The sequence below is a fragment of the Novosphingobium sp. LASN5T genome, assembly GCF_003856955.1.
In the GTDB taxonomy this organism is placed as follows: domain Bacteria; phylum Pseudomonadota; class Alphaproteobacteria; order Sphingomonadales; family Sphingomonadaceae; genus Novosphingobium.
This window is the reverse complement of the sequence record NZ_RQSI01000025.1, coordinates 17,625-32,849: the sequence shown is the minus strand read 5'-3', so window position 1 is coordinate 32,849 and position 15,225 is coordinate 17,625. Positions and strand designations below refer to the sequence as shown.

15 protein-coding genes are annotated in these 15,225 nt (G+C 64.3%); 7 read left to right on the top strand and 8 right to left on the bottom strand.

The window, feature by feature from the left end:
* Positions 1 to 86 precede the first annotated feature (86 nt).
* Genes EH199_RS15970 through EH199_RS15955 form a run of 4 tightly spaced genes read right to left on the bottom strand, consistent with a single transcriptional unit; the run spans position 87 to position 3,638 of the window.
* Positions 87 to 1,337, bottom strand: a complete 1,251-nt coding sequence (locus EH199_RS15970; protein WP_124810259.1) for an MFS transporter — start codon at positions 1,335 to 1,337, stop codon at positions 87 to 89.
* Entirely contained in the window at positions 1,337 to 2,128 is a 792-nt protein-coding gene (locus EH199_RS15965; RefSeq protein WP_190287296.1) for an SDR family NAD(P)-dependent oxidoreductase, read from the bottom strand. The genes EH199_RS15970 and EH199_RS15965 overlap by 1 nt, the downstream gene beginning before the upstream one ends.
* Positions 2,125 to 2,994: a hypothetical protein gene (locus EH199_RS15960; RefSeq protein WP_223806713.1), complete on the bottom strand. Its 870-nt coding sequence runs from the start codon at positions 2,992 to 2,994 to the stop codon at positions 2,125 to 2,127. Before EH199_RS15960 ends, EH199_RS15965 begins: the two co-directional genes overlap by 4 nt.
* 5 nt (positions 2,995 to 2,999) lie before the next feature.
* The gene (locus EH199_RS15955; RefSeq protein ID WP_124810256.1) at positions 3,000 to 3,638 is read right to left on the bottom strand and encodes a nuclear transport factor 2 family protein; all 639 of its coding nucleotides are present in this window, start codon (positions 3,636 to 3,638) and stop codon (positions 3,000 to 3,002) included.
* Between the two features lie 115 nt (positions 3,639 to 3,753).
* On the opposite strand from EH199_RS15955, the gene EH199_RS15950 reads away from it, so the two are divergent.
* Positions 3,754 to 5,223, top strand: a complete 1,470-nt coding sequence (locus tag EH199_RS15950; RefSeq protein ID WP_124810255.1) for an aldehyde dehydrogenase — start codon at positions 3,754 to 3,756, stop codon at positions 5,221 to 5,223.
* A gap of 100 nt (positions 5,224 to 5,323) precedes the next feature.
* Here EH199_RS15950 and EH199_RS15945 read toward each other — a convergent pair whose 3' ends face one another.
* The 3 genes from EH199_RS15945 to EH199_RS15935 all read right to left on the bottom strand — a co-directional run bounded on the left by EH199_RS15945 (position 5,324) and on the right by EH199_RS15935 (position 9,821).
* Positions 5,324 to 6,739: an aldehyde dehydrogenase family protein gene (locus EH199_RS15945; protein WP_124810254.1), complete on the bottom strand. Its 1,416-nt coding sequence runs from the start codon at positions 6,737 to 6,739 to the stop codon at positions 5,324 to 5,326.
* An 81-nt stretch (positions 6,740 to 6,820) separates the two neighbouring features.
* Positions 6,821 to 7,426, bottom strand: coding sequence for a nuclear transport factor 2 family protein (locus EH199_RS15940; protein WP_223806712.1), 606 nt, complete (start codon positions 7,424 to 7,426; stop codon positions 6,821 to 6,823).
* 31 nt (positions 7,427 to 7,457) lie between these two features.
* Positions 7,458 to 9,821, bottom strand: coding sequence for a TonB-dependent receptor (locus EH199_RS15935; protein WP_124810253.1), 2,364 nt, complete (start codon positions 9,819 to 9,821; stop codon positions 7,458 to 7,460).
* 376 nt (positions 9,822 to 10,197) lie between these two features.
* Here EH199_RS15935 and EH199_RS15930 point away from each other — a divergent pair, with 376 nt between their 5' ends.
* A complete protein-coding gene (locus tag EH199_RS15930; RefSeq protein ID WP_124810252.1) occupies positions 10,198 to 10,626 on the top strand; it encodes a nuclear transport factor 2 family protein in 429 nt (142 codons plus the stop codon).
* Between the two features lie 102 nt (positions 10,627 to 10,728).
* On the opposite strand, the gene EH199_RS15925 is transcribed toward EH199_RS15930, so the two are convergent.
* Positions 10,729 to 11,199 carry a MarR family winged helix-turn-helix transcriptional regulator gene (locus tag EH199_RS15925; RefSeq protein ID WP_124810251.1) on the bottom strand — a complete coding sequence of 157 codons (471 nt, stop codon included), beginning with the start codon at positions 11,197 to 11,199 and terminating at the stop codon, positions 10,729 to 10,731.
* Between the two features lie 421 nt (positions 11,200 to 11,620).
* Here EH199_RS15925 and EH199_RS15920 point away from each other — a divergent pair, with 421 nt between their 5' ends.
* From EH199_RS15920 to EH199_RS15900, 5 genes are all read left to right on the top strand, one after another.
* Complete coding sequence (locus EH199_RS15920) at positions 11,621 to 12,136, top strand: DUF3237 domain-containing protein (RefSeq protein WP_124810250.1); 516 nt, start codon at positions 11,621 to 11,623, stop codon at positions 12,134 to 12,136.
* A gap of 7 nt (positions 12,137 to 12,143) precedes the next feature.
* Complete coding sequence (locus EH199_RS15915) at positions 12,144 to 12,560, top strand: nuclear transport factor 2 family protein (RefSeq protein WP_124810249.1); 417 nt, start codon at positions 12,144 to 12,146, stop codon at positions 12,558 to 12,560.
* A complete protein-coding gene (locus tag EH199_RS15910) occupies positions 12,557 to 13,066 on the top strand; it encodes a nuclear transport factor 2 family protein (RefSeq protein ID WP_223806711.1) in 510 nt (169 codons plus the stop codon). The genes EH199_RS15915 and EH199_RS15910 overlap by 4 nt, the downstream gene beginning before the upstream one ends.
* 165 nt (positions 13,067 to 13,231) lie before the next feature.
* A complete protein-coding gene (locus tag EH199_RS15905) occupies positions 13,232 to 14,785 on the top strand; it encodes an FAD-binding oxidoreductase (protein ID WP_124810247.1) in 1,554 nt (517 codons plus the stop codon).
* Positions 14,785 to 15,219, top strand: coding sequence for a cytochrome c (locus EH199_RS15900; RefSeq protein ID WP_124810246.1), 435 nt, complete (start codon positions 14,785 to 14,787; stop codon positions 15,217 to 15,219). Before EH199_RS15905 ends, EH199_RS15900 begins: the two co-directional genes overlap by 1 nt.
* The last annotated feature ends 6 nt before the right edge of the window (positions 15,220 to 15,225 follow it).

Below are 15,225 nucleotides of genomic sequence, written 5' to 3'. Positions count from 1 at the left end.
TTCCCCTTTCCCCGGACGAAACAAAAAGCGCCCGGCGGAACGTTCCCGCCGGGCGCTTCTTGTTTCCGGGCGCGCGCGCGATTCCGCTAAGCGAAGGCGTCCGCTTCGGTCATCGCTTTCGCGATGCGCAGGGCGCGGGAGATCAGCAGTGCCCCGACGATGCACAGACAGGCCGGCGCCACGGCCAGCACGAAAAACAGCGACGTGCTTGCACCAGCTCCGATAACAAGGCCTCCCAGCATCGGCCCGCCGATCGCGCCAAGCCGCGCGACGGCAACCGCGATGCCGATGGCGGAGGAGCGCAAGTGCGGCGGAAAGAAGCCGACCGCCACCGCCATGACGACAAGGTGCGCGGCCGAGATGCCACCCCCCGCGACCAGCAGCAGGACGCCCCAGCTCCACAGCCCGGGCGCGACCACGCCCAGCAGCAGCAGCGCCACGACCGCGCTCGAGTAGGTCCCGACGATCGCCGGAACCGCCCAGCCGCGATCGAGCAGCAGGGAAAGCCCCAACCCGATCGTCAGGCCGCCGAACTGGATCAGGGAAAGGAAGCGCGATGCGGTATCCATGCTGAATCCCGCAAGCGGCAGGATCGTGGGCACCCAGCTCGTCACGTAATACAACACCAGCGCATTCACCGCATAAAGACCGGCGAACAGGACCGTCGAAAAGAGCAGCGGCGGGCTCAGCAGCTGAACGAACGCGATGGAGCTCTTCTTCTCACGCGGTTGCTGCGCGCGGTTTCTGAACGTGGGCGATTCCGGCAATTGCCAGGCCAGCACGCCCAGCAGGGCAAGCGTCGCCGCGCCGCCCGCCATGAACAAGGCCTGCCACCCCCCCGCAGCGATGAGCGGCGGGGCAAGCAGTCCCGCCACGATGCCGCCGGCCGAAATGCCCATGGAGACGACGGTCAACGTCCGCGCGCTTTTGCCGGGCGGCGCCAATTCGGCCACGAGCGCCGTGACGTTGGGAAGGCATGCCCCCAGCGACAATCCCGTCGCCAGACGCCAGAGCGCGAATCCCGTGACCGTCCCCCCGGCCGCCGTCCCCAGCGATGTGAACGCCATCAGGGCGGACGCGGTAAGAATGACAGGCCTGCGCCCCACGCGATCGCCGATTGGCGCGATCAGCACGGCGCCCAGCCCCAGCCCGAGCAACACCGCCGACAGCGCCACGCCGAACGACTGCGGCGGCACGCCCAGTTGAGCCGACAAATGAGGCACGACCAGTGGCAAGGCATAAAGGTCATAGCCATCGATGCACATGACGAGCGCGCACAGGAGCAGCGGCAGGAATGCCCGCGCCCCGGCGGAAGGTGTTTCCGATTTCACGATCATCAATTCCCCGTAACGTTGCCGGGGATATCCTTTTCGATATCCACGTAGCGCCCTGCCAGCGCATCGTGTTCGCCAGCGGCCAATGCCACGGCGAACAGGTGCAGCCGCGCCATGCCTTCCGCGCTTTCCTCTTCGGTCGTCGCTTCCAGCAAGGAGACCAGCGGCTTCGCGAAGGCGCGCGCCTGCTCAGAGCGCAGCGTTTCTTCCGCCATCGCCGTCATGATCGTGCCCGGCTGAATCGCGAACGCCCGGACGCCGGCATCCTGCTGTTCGACATCGATATGCTCGGTCAGGCGAATGAGGCTGGCCTTCGCCACGGCATAGGCCGAGGCGAACGGCGCCACGAACGTACCGGCCTGCGAAGCGATGTTCAGTATCCGTCCGCCGCCGTTCGCGATCATGTCGGGCAAGGCGGCCGAGATGCACAACAGCGCGCCCAGCACGTGAACGCTCTGCGTATCCCACCAGGCCTGCGTATCGACCAACCCGGCGGGGCCAAGCGGCCCCTGCACGCCGGCATTGTTGACCAGCAGGTTGGGCACGCCAAAAGCGGCCTTCGCCTCCGCATAGGCGGCGGCCACACTCTCGCGATCTGTGACGTCGCAGCGGACCGCCAAGGCCCGCCCCCCGGTAGCGCCGATGGACGCGACCGTTTCCTCGACCTGCGCCATCGTACGCGCCGCCACGGTCACCGCCGCGCCAGCGTCCGCCAGCGCGGTGGCGATGCCGGCACCCAGCCCACGCCCTCCGCCAGTCACGAAGGCGACCGTGTTCGCCAGCCGTGCGCTCACGGCCGATCCCAGGGCGAAGGCATGTGGTAGGGAACCGTGATGAAGTTCGCCTCGATCTGGCGCAGCGCGCCGTCCTCGATCTTGAACAGTTCGGCGAGATAGAACGTGTGCGGACGCCGGATCAGCGACGAGACATGCTCGCCATTGGTCAGCGTGTATTCCGCCAGCCGGCCGCAATGGTCGATAAAGCCATAGGCCATCACCAGCCCTCGCTCCTCGTCGATCAGCGGATAGCGCCGCCCACGCAGGCGATCGTCATAGCGATACCAGCCGAGCTTGAATTGCTCCTCGCAGGGGAGGCCCGCTATCGGCAGGATGAAATCGGGGTTGTTGGTGGTCTGCACACCGTTTTCCACGCGGTTGCAATCGGGATGAAAGCGCGTGAAAATCTGCCCGTCGTTCTGTTCAAGCGTGTTGAAATAGCCATCGGCGATGGTCAGCAACCGCTCCCGGCTCATCCGTTCCGCCTCCGGTACGAAGGCTTCCATGATGGGCTTGCGCTCGAACCTTGGGTTGGGAAACTTCAGCGCTTCGTCGCTGTCGCGCACGACCAGCACTTCCACCTCGTTGATCGCGCCGGACGGGTCCACCCCCAGCCGGAACGTGATGGCCGATTCCTCGACCGTTTCGATCACGGTCGTGAACAGGCCGACGTGCCCGGTACGGACGTCGGCGAACCGCAGATCGTAGTCGCCCCGCCCCGTGGCGGTTCCCCAAAGGCCGTCGCCGATCATCAGGGCAACGTTGTTTTCCGTGGAGCGCACATCGTCGGCCCAGCGCAGCCGGCCCGGATCGCGCGCGACGATCGCCTCCATGAACTGGTCCATGACGGCATAGAGCGCCGCCCGTTCGTGGATGAAAGGCACAGCGCTTACCATGCCTTGCCACTCACCGGATTGGCATAGTGGAAGGGCGGGACGAAAACCTCCGGGAACGCTTCGTAATCGTGGGTCGCCGGGCGATCCGGTTGAAGGCCATCGATGTTGCGCACCATGGGCACGCCGCCGTGGTTGGGGCCGCGATCGAATTCGCAGTAGAACGTGATGAAGGCGTGCAACGACTGGATGCGCCAGACGCCATCGATCAGGCGATAGCCGTTTTCGTAAACCGCTTCGCCCCAGCGAGCCTCTCCGCCCAGCCAGGCGATGAGGATGAACGCGCGCCACCGGCCCTGCGCCCGCTGGCCGTCGGAATCGATGTGAATCACCGGCTGCAACTGCATATGGTTGAACAGGACGCCGCGTTCGTAACGCGGCAGCGCGTGAAGATACTGCCGCACCCGGTCCTGCCCTGTATAGACGCCGCGGCCCGCGATTTCGAGCGTGCCGTCCGGCGCGAACATGTCGGCCGCCTCGTCCCACAGCCCCTTGTCGACATAATAGCCGTAGGCCGCCTGCAGATTGCAGATCGCCAGATGGGATTCCGCGATCGAGGCCTTCCGCTTCAGCGCGCCAACCTCGTCCCTCAAGGCATCAATCGACTCGCGCAGCGCTGCGATTTCATCAGACATCCGAACTCTCCTGCTGGTCGCTTGGGCGACAATCTCGTTGCGCCTCATCGTAACGTTCGTTATGATTATTGCAAGAACCTCGATGACTTTATCGAGAGGCAGGAGAGAATGAGAAATGACCCCTGATGGCATCCGGATAACGCACCCCGACAAGCTTTTCATCGACGGACTATGGGTTCGTCCGGCACGGGGCGGCGCGATCGAAATCACCTCGCCCAACAGCGAGGAGGTTATCGCGCGCGTGGCGGAAGCCTCCAACGAAGACATGGACACCGCCGTGGCCGCCGCCCGGCGTGCGTTCGACAACGGCGGTTGGACCGGTCTGACTCCTGCCGAACGCGGCGCGTTTGTCCGCCGCTGGGCCGCGATTCTGGGCGAGCGCGTGGGCGAACTCTCGGCCGCGTGGACGGCGCAGGTCGGTGGCTTGGCCAGCTTCGCCCCGATCATGCACGGCGGGGGCGTGGCGACGCTCGATTTCATAGCCTCGCTCGGCGAAAGCTACCCGTTCGTCGAACGGCGGCCGAGTTCGCAAGTCGACACCGCGATCGTCGTCCGCGAGCCCGTGGGTGTCACCGCGTGCATCGCGCCGTGGAACGCACCGTTCAGCACGATGTCGAGCAAGGTGGCCTACGCCCTCGTCGCGGGTTGCACGGTCGTTATGAAACCGTCGCCGGAAACGCCGCTCGAAGCCTATATCATGGCGGAAGCCGCGGAAGCCGCCGGGCTGCCGGCGGGCGTCCTCAACCTCGTGTGTGGCGATCGCGAAGCGTCCGACCATCTCGTCAACAATCCGGACGTGGACAAGGTCAGCTTCACCGGCTCCACCGCCGCCGGCAAGCGCATCGGCCAGGTTTGCGCCAGCCGTGTCGCGCGCTGCACGCTCGAGCTCGGCGGCAAGTCGGCGGCCATCGTGCGCGATGACTTCCCGATCGAGGTTGCCGCCGCGATCTTGGGCAACACGATCACCGTGATGTCGGGCCAGGTCTGCGCCATGCTGAGCCGCGCGATCGTACCCCGGAAGCGCCATGACGAACTGGCCGATGCCATCGCGCGCGTGATGCAGGGCATCAAGATCGGGCACAGCGACGCGCCCGATACGCAGCTTGGCCCGCTCGCCATGAAGCGCCAGCTCGACCGGGTGGAGGAATATATCGCGCTGGGCCGCGAGAGCGCCGATCTCGTGACGGGCGGCGGCCGTCCCTCCAGCTTCAACAAGGGCTACTTCATCGAACCGACGCTGTTTGCGAACGTCGACAACCGCAGCCGCATCGCGCAGGAAGAGATCTTCGGCCCGGTCCTCGCCTTGATCCCGGCGGAAGACGAGGAAGATGCGATCCGCATCGCCAACGAAAGCAGCTACGGCCTGAACGGCTCGGTCCTGACCCATGATGCCGATGCGGCCTATCGCATCGCGCGGCAGATGCGGACCGGCGGCATCGGCCAGAACGGCATGCGCCTGGAATTCGGGATGCCGTTTGGCGGCTTCAAGCAATCGGGGATCGGGCGCGAAGGCGGCGTGGAAGGGCTCCAGCCCTATCTGGAAACCAAGTCCATCCTGCTGGATGCCGCGCCTGCGGGCCTCTGATCAAACGCAGCGAGGGCGGACGACCCAAGTCACCCGCCCTCATCTGCATTCACGGAAGAATGGCCCGTCCTCGCGTTACCGGACAGGACGGGCCGGGTCTTCAATCTTCCAGCGGCACGGCGTTGATGATGTGCGCCTGCGTATATTCGAGCAGCCCGGCTTCGCCGAGTTCGCCGCCGATGCCCGATTGCTTCGATCCACGGAACGGGATGTTGGCATCGATCGCAAGGTGCTGGTTCACCCACACCGTGCCCGTGTCGATGCGCTTGGCCACTTCCGTCGCGCGGGCGACGTCCCTGCCCCATACGGTGCCGCCAAGGCCATAGTCGCTGTCGTTGGCGCGGGCGATCACGTCTTCGATATCATCGTATTGCAGCACCGGCAGCACCGGGCCGAACTGTTCCTCGCGCACCAGCGCGGCATCGTCGCCCAGATCGCGGACGATCGTGGGAGGGATGAAATAGCCCGGCCGGTCCAGCGGCGCGCCGCCGGCAAGCACGGTGCCCTCGGCACGGGCGCTGTCCAGCAACGACACCACTTTTTCGAACTGCATCCTGTTCTGGACCGGTCCGATCGTGGCGCCCTGCTTCGATCCGTCATCGACCACGGCTTCGTTGGCCAGCTTCGCCAGTTCGTCGCAGAACTCGTCGTACATGGAAGACGGCACATAGGCCCGCTTGATCGCCACGCAGATCTGCCCGGCGTTGGCCATCGCGCCCTGATAGACCTTGCGCGCCACGGCCTGCGGATTGACGTCATCCAGCACGATCGCGGCATCGTTGCCACCGAGTTCCAGCGTGACGCGCTTCACGCTGTCAGCAGCGGCCGCCATCACCTTCTTGCCGGTCGCGGTGGAACCGGTGAAAGCGATCTTGGCAATATCGGGATGCCCGGTCAGCAGGGGGCCCAGCTCGTTCTGGTCGCACAGCACGTTGAACACGCCGGCCGGCAGGATGTCCTTGGCCAGTTCACCGAACAGAAGCGTGGTCAGCGGCGTCGTGGGCGCGGGCTTCGCCACTACGCAGTTGCCCGTCACCAGCGCCGGCCCGAGCTTGTTCATCAGCAGGATCACCGGGAAATTCCAAGGCGTGATCGCGCCCACCACGCCCAGCGGCGTGCGGTGTTCGACAACGCTGTTCCCGCCTTCTTCCCGCAGAACTTTCGGTTCGACCCGCATGGCCGCGAAGGCGCGCAACGTGAACACGCTGCCCATGATCTCGTACATCGCCTGGTCGAGCGGCTTGCCCTGCTCGCTCGTCAGCAGGCTGGCGAACTCGGCTGCCCGCGCCTCAAGCGCTTCGGCCAGCGCCACGACCAGCGCGGCGCGCGCTTCAACGGGCGTCGCGGCCCAGGCTGGGAAAGCGCGCCTGGCAGCCGCGACCGCTTCCTCAAGCTGGGCTGCATCGGCCTTCGGGCATTGCGCGAAAGTCTCGCCGGTCGCGGGGTTGACGACGTCGAAGGTCGTTACCCCGTCCCTGGATTGGCCGTCGATCAGCAGTTTGAATTCGTGCTTCATATTCGCTCTCCAGTTGGTGCCGCAACGGAACCAAAGCGTGGGCAGGACGATGCCCATTCAGGCTTAGTGGTCCCGACGGGGTTAGGGCCGTGCCGGTTCCCTCGCTCCGGCCTTCTCGGATTCGATCCTTGATAGCGCGTCAGACACGCTGTTGGGATCAAATTTCAGCATGGCGGACGATTTTAGCGCCGGGTCCCAATGTTCGGCGATTTTCCCGCCGGCAATCCGGAAGAGATCGAACCAGCTCGTCACGTACCCTTCGTCCTTGTCATCGCGCATCGGGCGCTGGGTGACGACCAGAACAAAATCCCGCTCGGCGATCATCGTGATCAGCGGCAGAGTGATCGTCGGCTTCACGGGGCGCTCGGGCCGTGACCCCCGGATGAAACGCGCCAGCGCATCACGCCCCGATGCGACGTTCGGGTTATGCTGCAGGTATTCCACGGTGAAATAGCGGTCGACCAGATCCGCGCGCCCGCCAAGCAGGACTTCGCGATACATGTCGTAAACAAGCTTCTTGTTGGACGCGAGCACAGGATCCGGGCTGGCCAGCAACGCGGCTTGCGCATCCTCTGCCTGGATGGACTGCGCCCGGCTTGACGGCGCTGCGGCACAGGCAAGCAGCGCCAGGATCGGGTAGAACTTCATGGGCAGCACCTCATGCGCGACGCAGCGCGGCGGGGCCAAAGCCCCGCCGCCACTTTTCAGCAATGCCCCCTCAGTACCGCGCGGTGAGCTGAACCGCGACCGTGCGAGGACGTTCAGCCAGGGCTGAAACCGATCCGTTGGCACCGCTGACCGTCTGCCGGAAGCCGGCCGTGGCCTTGTTGGTCAGGTTCTGGCCGATGACCGCCAGGCTCCACCGATCGTCCTTCGGCCCCACGCCGACGCGCAGGTCGACCTTCGCGTAACCCTTCTGCCGGATCAGATCGTCCGCCGTCGACGACTGGAAGTACCACGAGCTGAAATAGAGCAGCGGCGATACCCGCACGTTCATGTCGCCCGCAGGGATCGTCGCGTCGAGGCGGAAATTGCCGGTCCATTCCGGGGCAAAGCCGCGCCGCTTGCCCGAAAGGTCCTGCCGCCGGCCAACACAGCCGGCCGAAGCCCCCAGCAGCGTCTGGATCGACGAGCACGGCGCGCCATTATAGTTGCGATAGATCGCGTCCAGATAGGCAAGGTCCGTGCTGGCGGTCAGCCAACTCGTCACGTGCCAGCTGGCCGAAAGCTCGACACCTTGCGAACGGGCGGACGCCGCGTTGGCAACGCTGACGCGCACGGTCCCGCTGGGCAGGGTTTCCGAAACCGATTCCTGCAAGCCGGAATAATCGCCCCGGAACGCGCTCAGCGAGAAGGTAACGCGGCGATCAAACAGATTGCCCTTGATGCCGACTTCATAGGCATTGACCGTTTCCGGACCGAAATCGCCACCGGCCGAACCGCCGCTGTAGCCGCCGGCCTTGAAGCCCTTGGTGTAGCTGGCATAGGCGGTGACATCCGGCGTCGCTTCGAACTGCAAGCTCACCGACGGCATGAGCTTGTCATCCTTGCGGTGCGGGTTGGCAAAGTTCTGGTTGTTCGAACCCAGGATCGTGTTGAGCGTGTCGCTGACCTGCTGGCTCGCCGCCACGAAGTTTTCCGGGGTCGGGTAGTTCGGGTCCGCCGTGCCGTTGCGCAGGAAGCGGAAACCGTCCTTCTCCACCACGGAATAGCGCAGGCCGAGGTTCAGCTTGACCCGGTCGATCGGCCGGATCGTGGCCGCACCGAACACCGACTTGGTGGTCGCGTCTTCATGCACGGTCAGGCGCCCGGCAACCGGCGTCTGCGCGGTGTACGGCGGGGCCGAAGCACCAAACGGCGCGAAGAAGAAGCCGGTCACGCCATTGTTGCGCATCTTGCTGCTCGAATAGTAGCCGCCCAGCTGCCACTCGAAGAAGCCACCCGTCGGCGATGCAAGGCGGATTTCCTGCGACCACTGGCGGAACGTTTCGCGCTGGAACACCGGCAGCAGGCTGCCGCCACCGATGCCGGGCACGGGCGACGGAATAAGCTGCTGCAGATATTCGGTATTGTGGTTGAAGAAACCCGTGATCGACGTGAGCGTATAGTCACCCATGCTCAACGCGTTGGTCCAGCCCACTTCATTGAACGCGTAGTCGAGCTTGCCGGGACGGCTGGAATTCCGCCAGTTGAGCTTGTCGTCGACGGCCGTTCCGTTCGCCGCAATGTAGTTCGCGCAGCTTCCACCCACCGGGAACGGCGCGGGCGGCGGGCAGCTTTCCAGCTCGAACGGCAGGAAATCGTCCGAAGTCGTCTTGCCGGTGTCGTAGCGCAAGTCCGACCGGAAGTTGGACGAAGGCGTGAAGGCCAGCGAAATGCGGCCGACACGGTTGCGTTCGTGCGGAGCGTCTTTGCGCGTGAAGGCATTCTTCACATAACCGTCCATGCCGGACAGGCGGCCGGCAGCACGCACGCTGAACATGTCGCCCACCGGCACCGTCACACCGGCTTCGACGTTGTATTCGCCATAGCTGCCATACAGCGCCGATCCGTTGGCGGCCAGTTCCCTCCCCGGCTTGCGGGTCGTGATGTTGAGCGCGCCGGCGATCGCGTTGTTGCCGAAGAAGGTCGTCTGCGGCCCCTTGAGCACTTCCACCCGCTCGACATCGAACAGCGCGGCGCGGATGGCGCGGGGACGCGAGCGGTAAACGCCGTCGACGAAGGTCGCCACCGATTGTTCGAAACCGGTATTGTTGGACGAACCGATACCGCGAATGTTGAGCTGGTCGAACGGCCCGGGCGTGATCCGGACGTTGGCCAGACGATCGGCGACCGCGGACAGGTTGGTCAGGTTATCCCGCGCCAGCTGCTCGCCACCCACCACAGACACGGAAATCGGCACGTCCCGCAGGCGCTCCGTGCGCCGCTGGGCGGTGACGACGATGTCGCCGGACGTTGCTTCTGCTTCGTCAGCCTGCGGCGAAGAAGCTTCGTCCGCTGCGGCAAATGCCTGACTTGAAACAGAAATAGCAGCGGCGATGACCATGGCACTGGCGCACGCCCGCAAAAGTTCAGTTTTCATGTTACCTCCCCATATATCACATGATGATTGTTCGCCGGATGGCTGGCGGCGGTGCGGCCGCAAGCCCCGGTCAATCCGAAACGCGCTGGCCGTCAGGCGCCCCCGGCGCCTGCGAAATCACGCGACACGCGGCCATCGGCCGCCCTGCATTTTGCGCGAAACGAACGGCACCGTTCAGAAAAGCGCCCGATAGGAACCTGTGTCGCTCTCATCACACCCTCTCCTTGCCCTCCACTTTGAAAGTGGTTTGAAGCCAGTTCGAGATTGATATAACGATCGTTACGATTGGTCAATCGAGCACGTGCCAGATTTCTGATCGCATCGTTGGCACTTGTGAATCACGCCAAGTGCCGGAACCCTAGGGAGAGAACACGCCATGCCGCCGAGAACCGCCGGAATTACTGAATCCCAAAGCCCGGAATACGCCGCCCGCACCGCGCGGAATCGCGCGCTCCTTCTGGATTTCGTACGGCTTTACTACGATGAAATGAAGGTGCGCGAAGCCTTCGAACGTTACGTTCATCCTGACTATATGCAGCACAACCCCGCCGTCACCGACGGGCGGGAAGCCGCGATCGCACACCTCGAAGGACTGCTCGCACGGCCGACGGTCAGCATGGACGTCCGCCGCATCCTGGTGGATGGCGATTATGGATTCGTCCATCTGATTGGCCGCCAGGGGCCGGAAGATCCCGGGCATGCGCTGATGAACATCTTCCGATTCGCGGACGGGCTCATCGTAGAGCACTGGGATGTGGCGCAGCCCGTTCCCGCCACCACGGCCAGCGGCCGCGGCATGGGTTAAGCAGCGAACGCCCTACCGGGACTCACGCGCTGGAGTGCCCACCCGGCCACACCACCCCCGTCCCTCAATGGCGATGCGTCAAGCCATCGCCATTGGCCGGGTTCACTCCTCGGGCTGATGGTCCAGCCGGGTATTCTCCAGAAACAGGGACCGGCCCTGCTCATCCTTCGCTTCCAGCGTGGCGATCAGCGTGCGCAGAATATGATCGAGCGTCGCCCGTTCGTGGGGCTTCAACCGGGAAAGCAGGAACTCCGCGACAAGGTTTGTCGCCGGGCGCATCGCACGGAACAGCCGCTCGCCCTCCGCCGTCAGCGTCAGCCGCTTTCGCCGCCGATTCGCCGGATCGGTCACCGTCACGACACGACCGTTCTTTTCGAGCGTGGCGACAGCCCGCGAAATGCTCATGGGATTGACGCCGGTCAGTTCGACAAGCTCGTGGCTCGCGGCGGATCGATAGAAGCCGATCTGCATCAGCACCCGGAATTCGTTCAGGCTGATCCGATGCTCGTGAGCAAGGAAAGTCGAAAACGGAGCCATCAGACGGTTCGCGAGCTTGAGAATGTTGTGAAGCATTTCCGCTTCCGGGCTCAAGTCGGATTGTAACGCCTGTGGCGGTTCAGACGGATCGGATGGATTTGACATAGCGACTCACTGTGGCGCTGCGCTCGCCTTCGTCAAGACCCATGATCGAAGGGAAACCGGCATCGGCACAACGCCAGGAATACTGCAGGCAGCGCGCGCAAAGCCATCGATCGCGCGCATTCCAGACTGTGGTCGGCGAATGCAATCGGCCGGCGCCCGCCATATCCACACTTGCAAGAATATCTAACGATCGTTACGATTACCGTCGAACGATTAAAGGAAGAGAGGAGCGCCCCACCTATGGTTTTCCCGTCACCGTGCCCGGGTAAATCCCTGTTCGCAAATACAAAACCGGCGCTCCACCCAGGCAACGCCGCCACCGGCCTTGCCGTTCCGGCCGGAGGAAAGGTTCATGACTGACGCCTTCTCCCCGCCCTTCTCCACGCTGGAAAACCCCCGGCTGGAATTCGTGATGGAAGTGCGCCTTTCCTTTCCGCGCGTGCAGATGATCAACAACACGCCCTGGGGTGGCAACCGGGGGGCCGTTTACGTGGAAAGCGGAACGTTCGAGGGACCGCGGCTTCGCGGCAAGGCCGTGCCGGGTTCGGGAGGCGACTATGCCTATTTCCGGCCGGACGATGTCGCCGTGTTCGATGCGCGGTACATGCTCGAAGAAGAGGACGGAACGCTCATTCTCCTCAACAACAAGGGCTTTTTGTGGGGCCGCAAGCCCGACACGATGGAACGCATCCGCGACTGGGCCTTCCGTGGCGGCCAACCCGTGGAACACGAGGAATATTACCTGCGCGGGCAGCCGAGTTTCGAGACTCCGGTCGGCAAGCACGACTGGCTGACCAAGCACGTGTTCGTGGGCGTGGGCGAACGCCTCGTCTCGGGCAACGTCCTGCGTTACTACGCGCTGACGTGAGGCTGGCATGACCGACCAACGCACGCTGGAAGAGCGCAACGCCGAAATCGTGATCGCGATGTGGAAGGGCGTGATCTATGAAGGCCAGGACGAGGCCGTCTTCAAATATATCCACCCGGACTACATCCAGCACAATGTGAACATGCCGTCCGGCCGCGAGCACATTCTGCACCTGGTCAAGATCATCCGGAACCTGCCCGAAGGGTTCACGCCGCCCGCGCGCAAGGAACTGCTGCGGACGGTGGCGCAGGGCGACTATGTGGTCGCCATCTGGGAGCAGGAGCAGCCCGATCCCACGCGCCCCGGCGAAACCTATCTGGGCCACGCCTTCGACATGTTCCGTCTGGAGGACGGTCTGATCGTCGAACATTGGGACGATACCCGCAAATGGCCGCGCCCCTGGAACGAGGAGCAGCCATCTTGAGCGGCAGGACGGAACTGATCGCGGCGGCAGAGCCGGTTGCGGGGCAGACCACGCCGGTCATCGCGGCGGACCACGAAGCGATGCTGCGCAGCACCGATCCCGATATCGAGCGCAACAAGCGGCTGTGCTATGACATGTACCGCATCGTGCTGCAGGCGGGCCGCGCGGACCGCGTCAGCGATTTTATCGGGCCGGACTACATCCAGCACAACCCCAACGTCGTCAGCGGCCGCGACGCGCTCGCGGCCTTCATCCGTTCGTCCCGGCCTGAGCGCGAGATCGAGCCGGCGATCCGTCTGCCCCTGATCGCGATCGTGGCCGAACGCGACATGGTCCAGTTCACGTTCGTCCGTCCGGAACGGGATGCCGACGACGCTCCTTACCACACCAGCTGGTTCGATCTTTTCCGCATCGAGGACGGCAAGATTGTGGAGCACTGGGATCCTGCATTGAAAAGCGCCGAGATGCTCAAGCTCGATCCCAATCAGCGCCGGCTCGCGACGTAGCGATAAAGCTAGCGATGCTGCGCAAATCCTGGCGCAGCATTATCCCGAGGCAAAGCATAAAGAGACAACCGCCAGAACCTTTCTCTCTTCTTCCCGACCACGCCGCCATGAAGGATGGGCGCCCGGCCCATGCGTCGGAAAGCGGAGCAAAGACCGGATCAAACCATGCCACTTTCGTCCTACAGCATTCCCCCGGAACGACTGGCCGCCGCGCGCCGCAGCTTCGCCGCCATCGTCGGCGCGCAAAACCTGTTCTTCGATGCCGAAGACCAGGATTCCTATTCCGACGCGTTCGCGGTCGATGACAGCCGGCACCGCCCCGCAGGCGCGATCGCCCCGGACACTGTGGAGCAGATCCAGGCGATCGTCCGCGTCGCGGCCGAGCACAGGATTCCGCTCTGGCCGATCAGCCGGGGCAAGAACCTCGGCTACGGCGGCTCCGCACCGGTGCTGGAAGGTTCGGTCATCCTCGATCTGTCCCGCATGAAGAAGATCGAATACGACGAGGAAAACGGCACCGTGCTGCTGGAGCCGGGTGTCGGCTTCTACGATCTGTATGATTTCCTGAAGGCGCGTGGGCTCAAGCACTGGCTTTCGACGCCCGGAAACAGCTGGGGCTCGGTCATCGGCAACGCGCTGGATCGCGGGGTCGGCTACACGCCCTATGGCGAACACACGACCAAGCTGTGCGGGATGGAAGTGGTGCTTGCCGACGGCACGCTGGTGCGCACCGGCATGGGCGCGCTCACCGGCTCGCCCACCTGGCAGCTCTATCGCTTCGGTTTCGGTCCGGCGTGGGACCAGATGTTCGTCCAGTCCAACCTGGGTATCGTCACCAAGGCCGGCCTGTGGCTCATGCCGGAACCCGAATCGCTCATGGGCATGGACCTCGAATTCGACCGGCCGGAAGATCTGGGGCCGCTGATCGATGCCATCGCGCCGCTCCGGCGGGAGGGCGTGCTGCAGCAATCGCCCACGATCGGCAACTGGTTGAGGGCCGCCGCCATCCTGACCACGCGCGCGGAATGGACGGACCAGAAAGGCGCGCTCTCCGACACGGTGATCGCCGCGATCCGCAAGAAATTCCAGATGGGCTGGTGGGGCGTCAGCCTGCGCCTCTACGGACGCGAGACGATCAACCGCGAAGCCTATGCCATCCTCGAAAGCGAGATGAACAAGCTCAAGCCGCTCAGCATGAAGCGCACGAGCTGGAAACGCGGCGATCCGCTGGAAATGACCGGCTGGACCGGTACGCCGCTCACCTTCCCGATGCAGAACGCGAACTGGCACGGTGGCCTGGGCGGGCATATCGGCTTCTCGCCGGTACTGCCGCAATCGGGCAGCGCGGCGATGGAGCAATTCCGCAGGACTTACCAGCGCTACCAGGAATTCGGCATGGATTATCAGGCAAGCTTTGCGTTCGGCGAACGCCACCTGATCAACGTCAACGCCATCCTGCTGGACAAGGACGATCCGGACATGATGCGCCGCGTCGATCCATTCATCCGCACGCTGGTGGCGGATGCGAAGGCGCATGGTTACGGGGAATACCGCACGCACCTGGACTATATGGACCTTGTCGCATCGACCTATGATTTCAACGGCGGCGCCCTTGGCAAGCTGAACGCCAAGGTCAAGGCCGCTCTGGACCCCTTCGGCATCATCGCGCCGGGCAAGAGCGGGATAGGAACTGCCGCAGGCCAATCGGGGGATCGCTGATGAACGGCCTCGCCACTGTTACGCGCGGCGGCCTCCTCGCCCTGCTCGCCGTGCTGTCCGCCGCGCCTGCGCAGCCGGCAGAGCAAAAGGATCCGGCAGCGGCTGCGGCTCCCGCAGCGCGCCCGGGCCCGCCCTCGCCGCCACCACCGCTGACGCTTTCCGCCCGGCCAAACGCGAAAGGCGGTGAGCGGCTCTATGTGCAATACTGCGGGATGTGCCATGGCAAGGGCGGGATGGGCACCGGCCTGCTTGCGCGCCGCACCGATCGCCCGCTGCTTGAAGAGCGGAACGACCTGACGGTCGACTACGTGATCCAGGCGGCGCGGACGGGCATCGGCAACATGCCCCCCATCCCCAGAGGCGAAGTCAGCGACGCGGATATCAAGCAGATCGCGGCTTACCTCACCACTCCAAAGGCGCGGGGTGGGCGATGACCGACC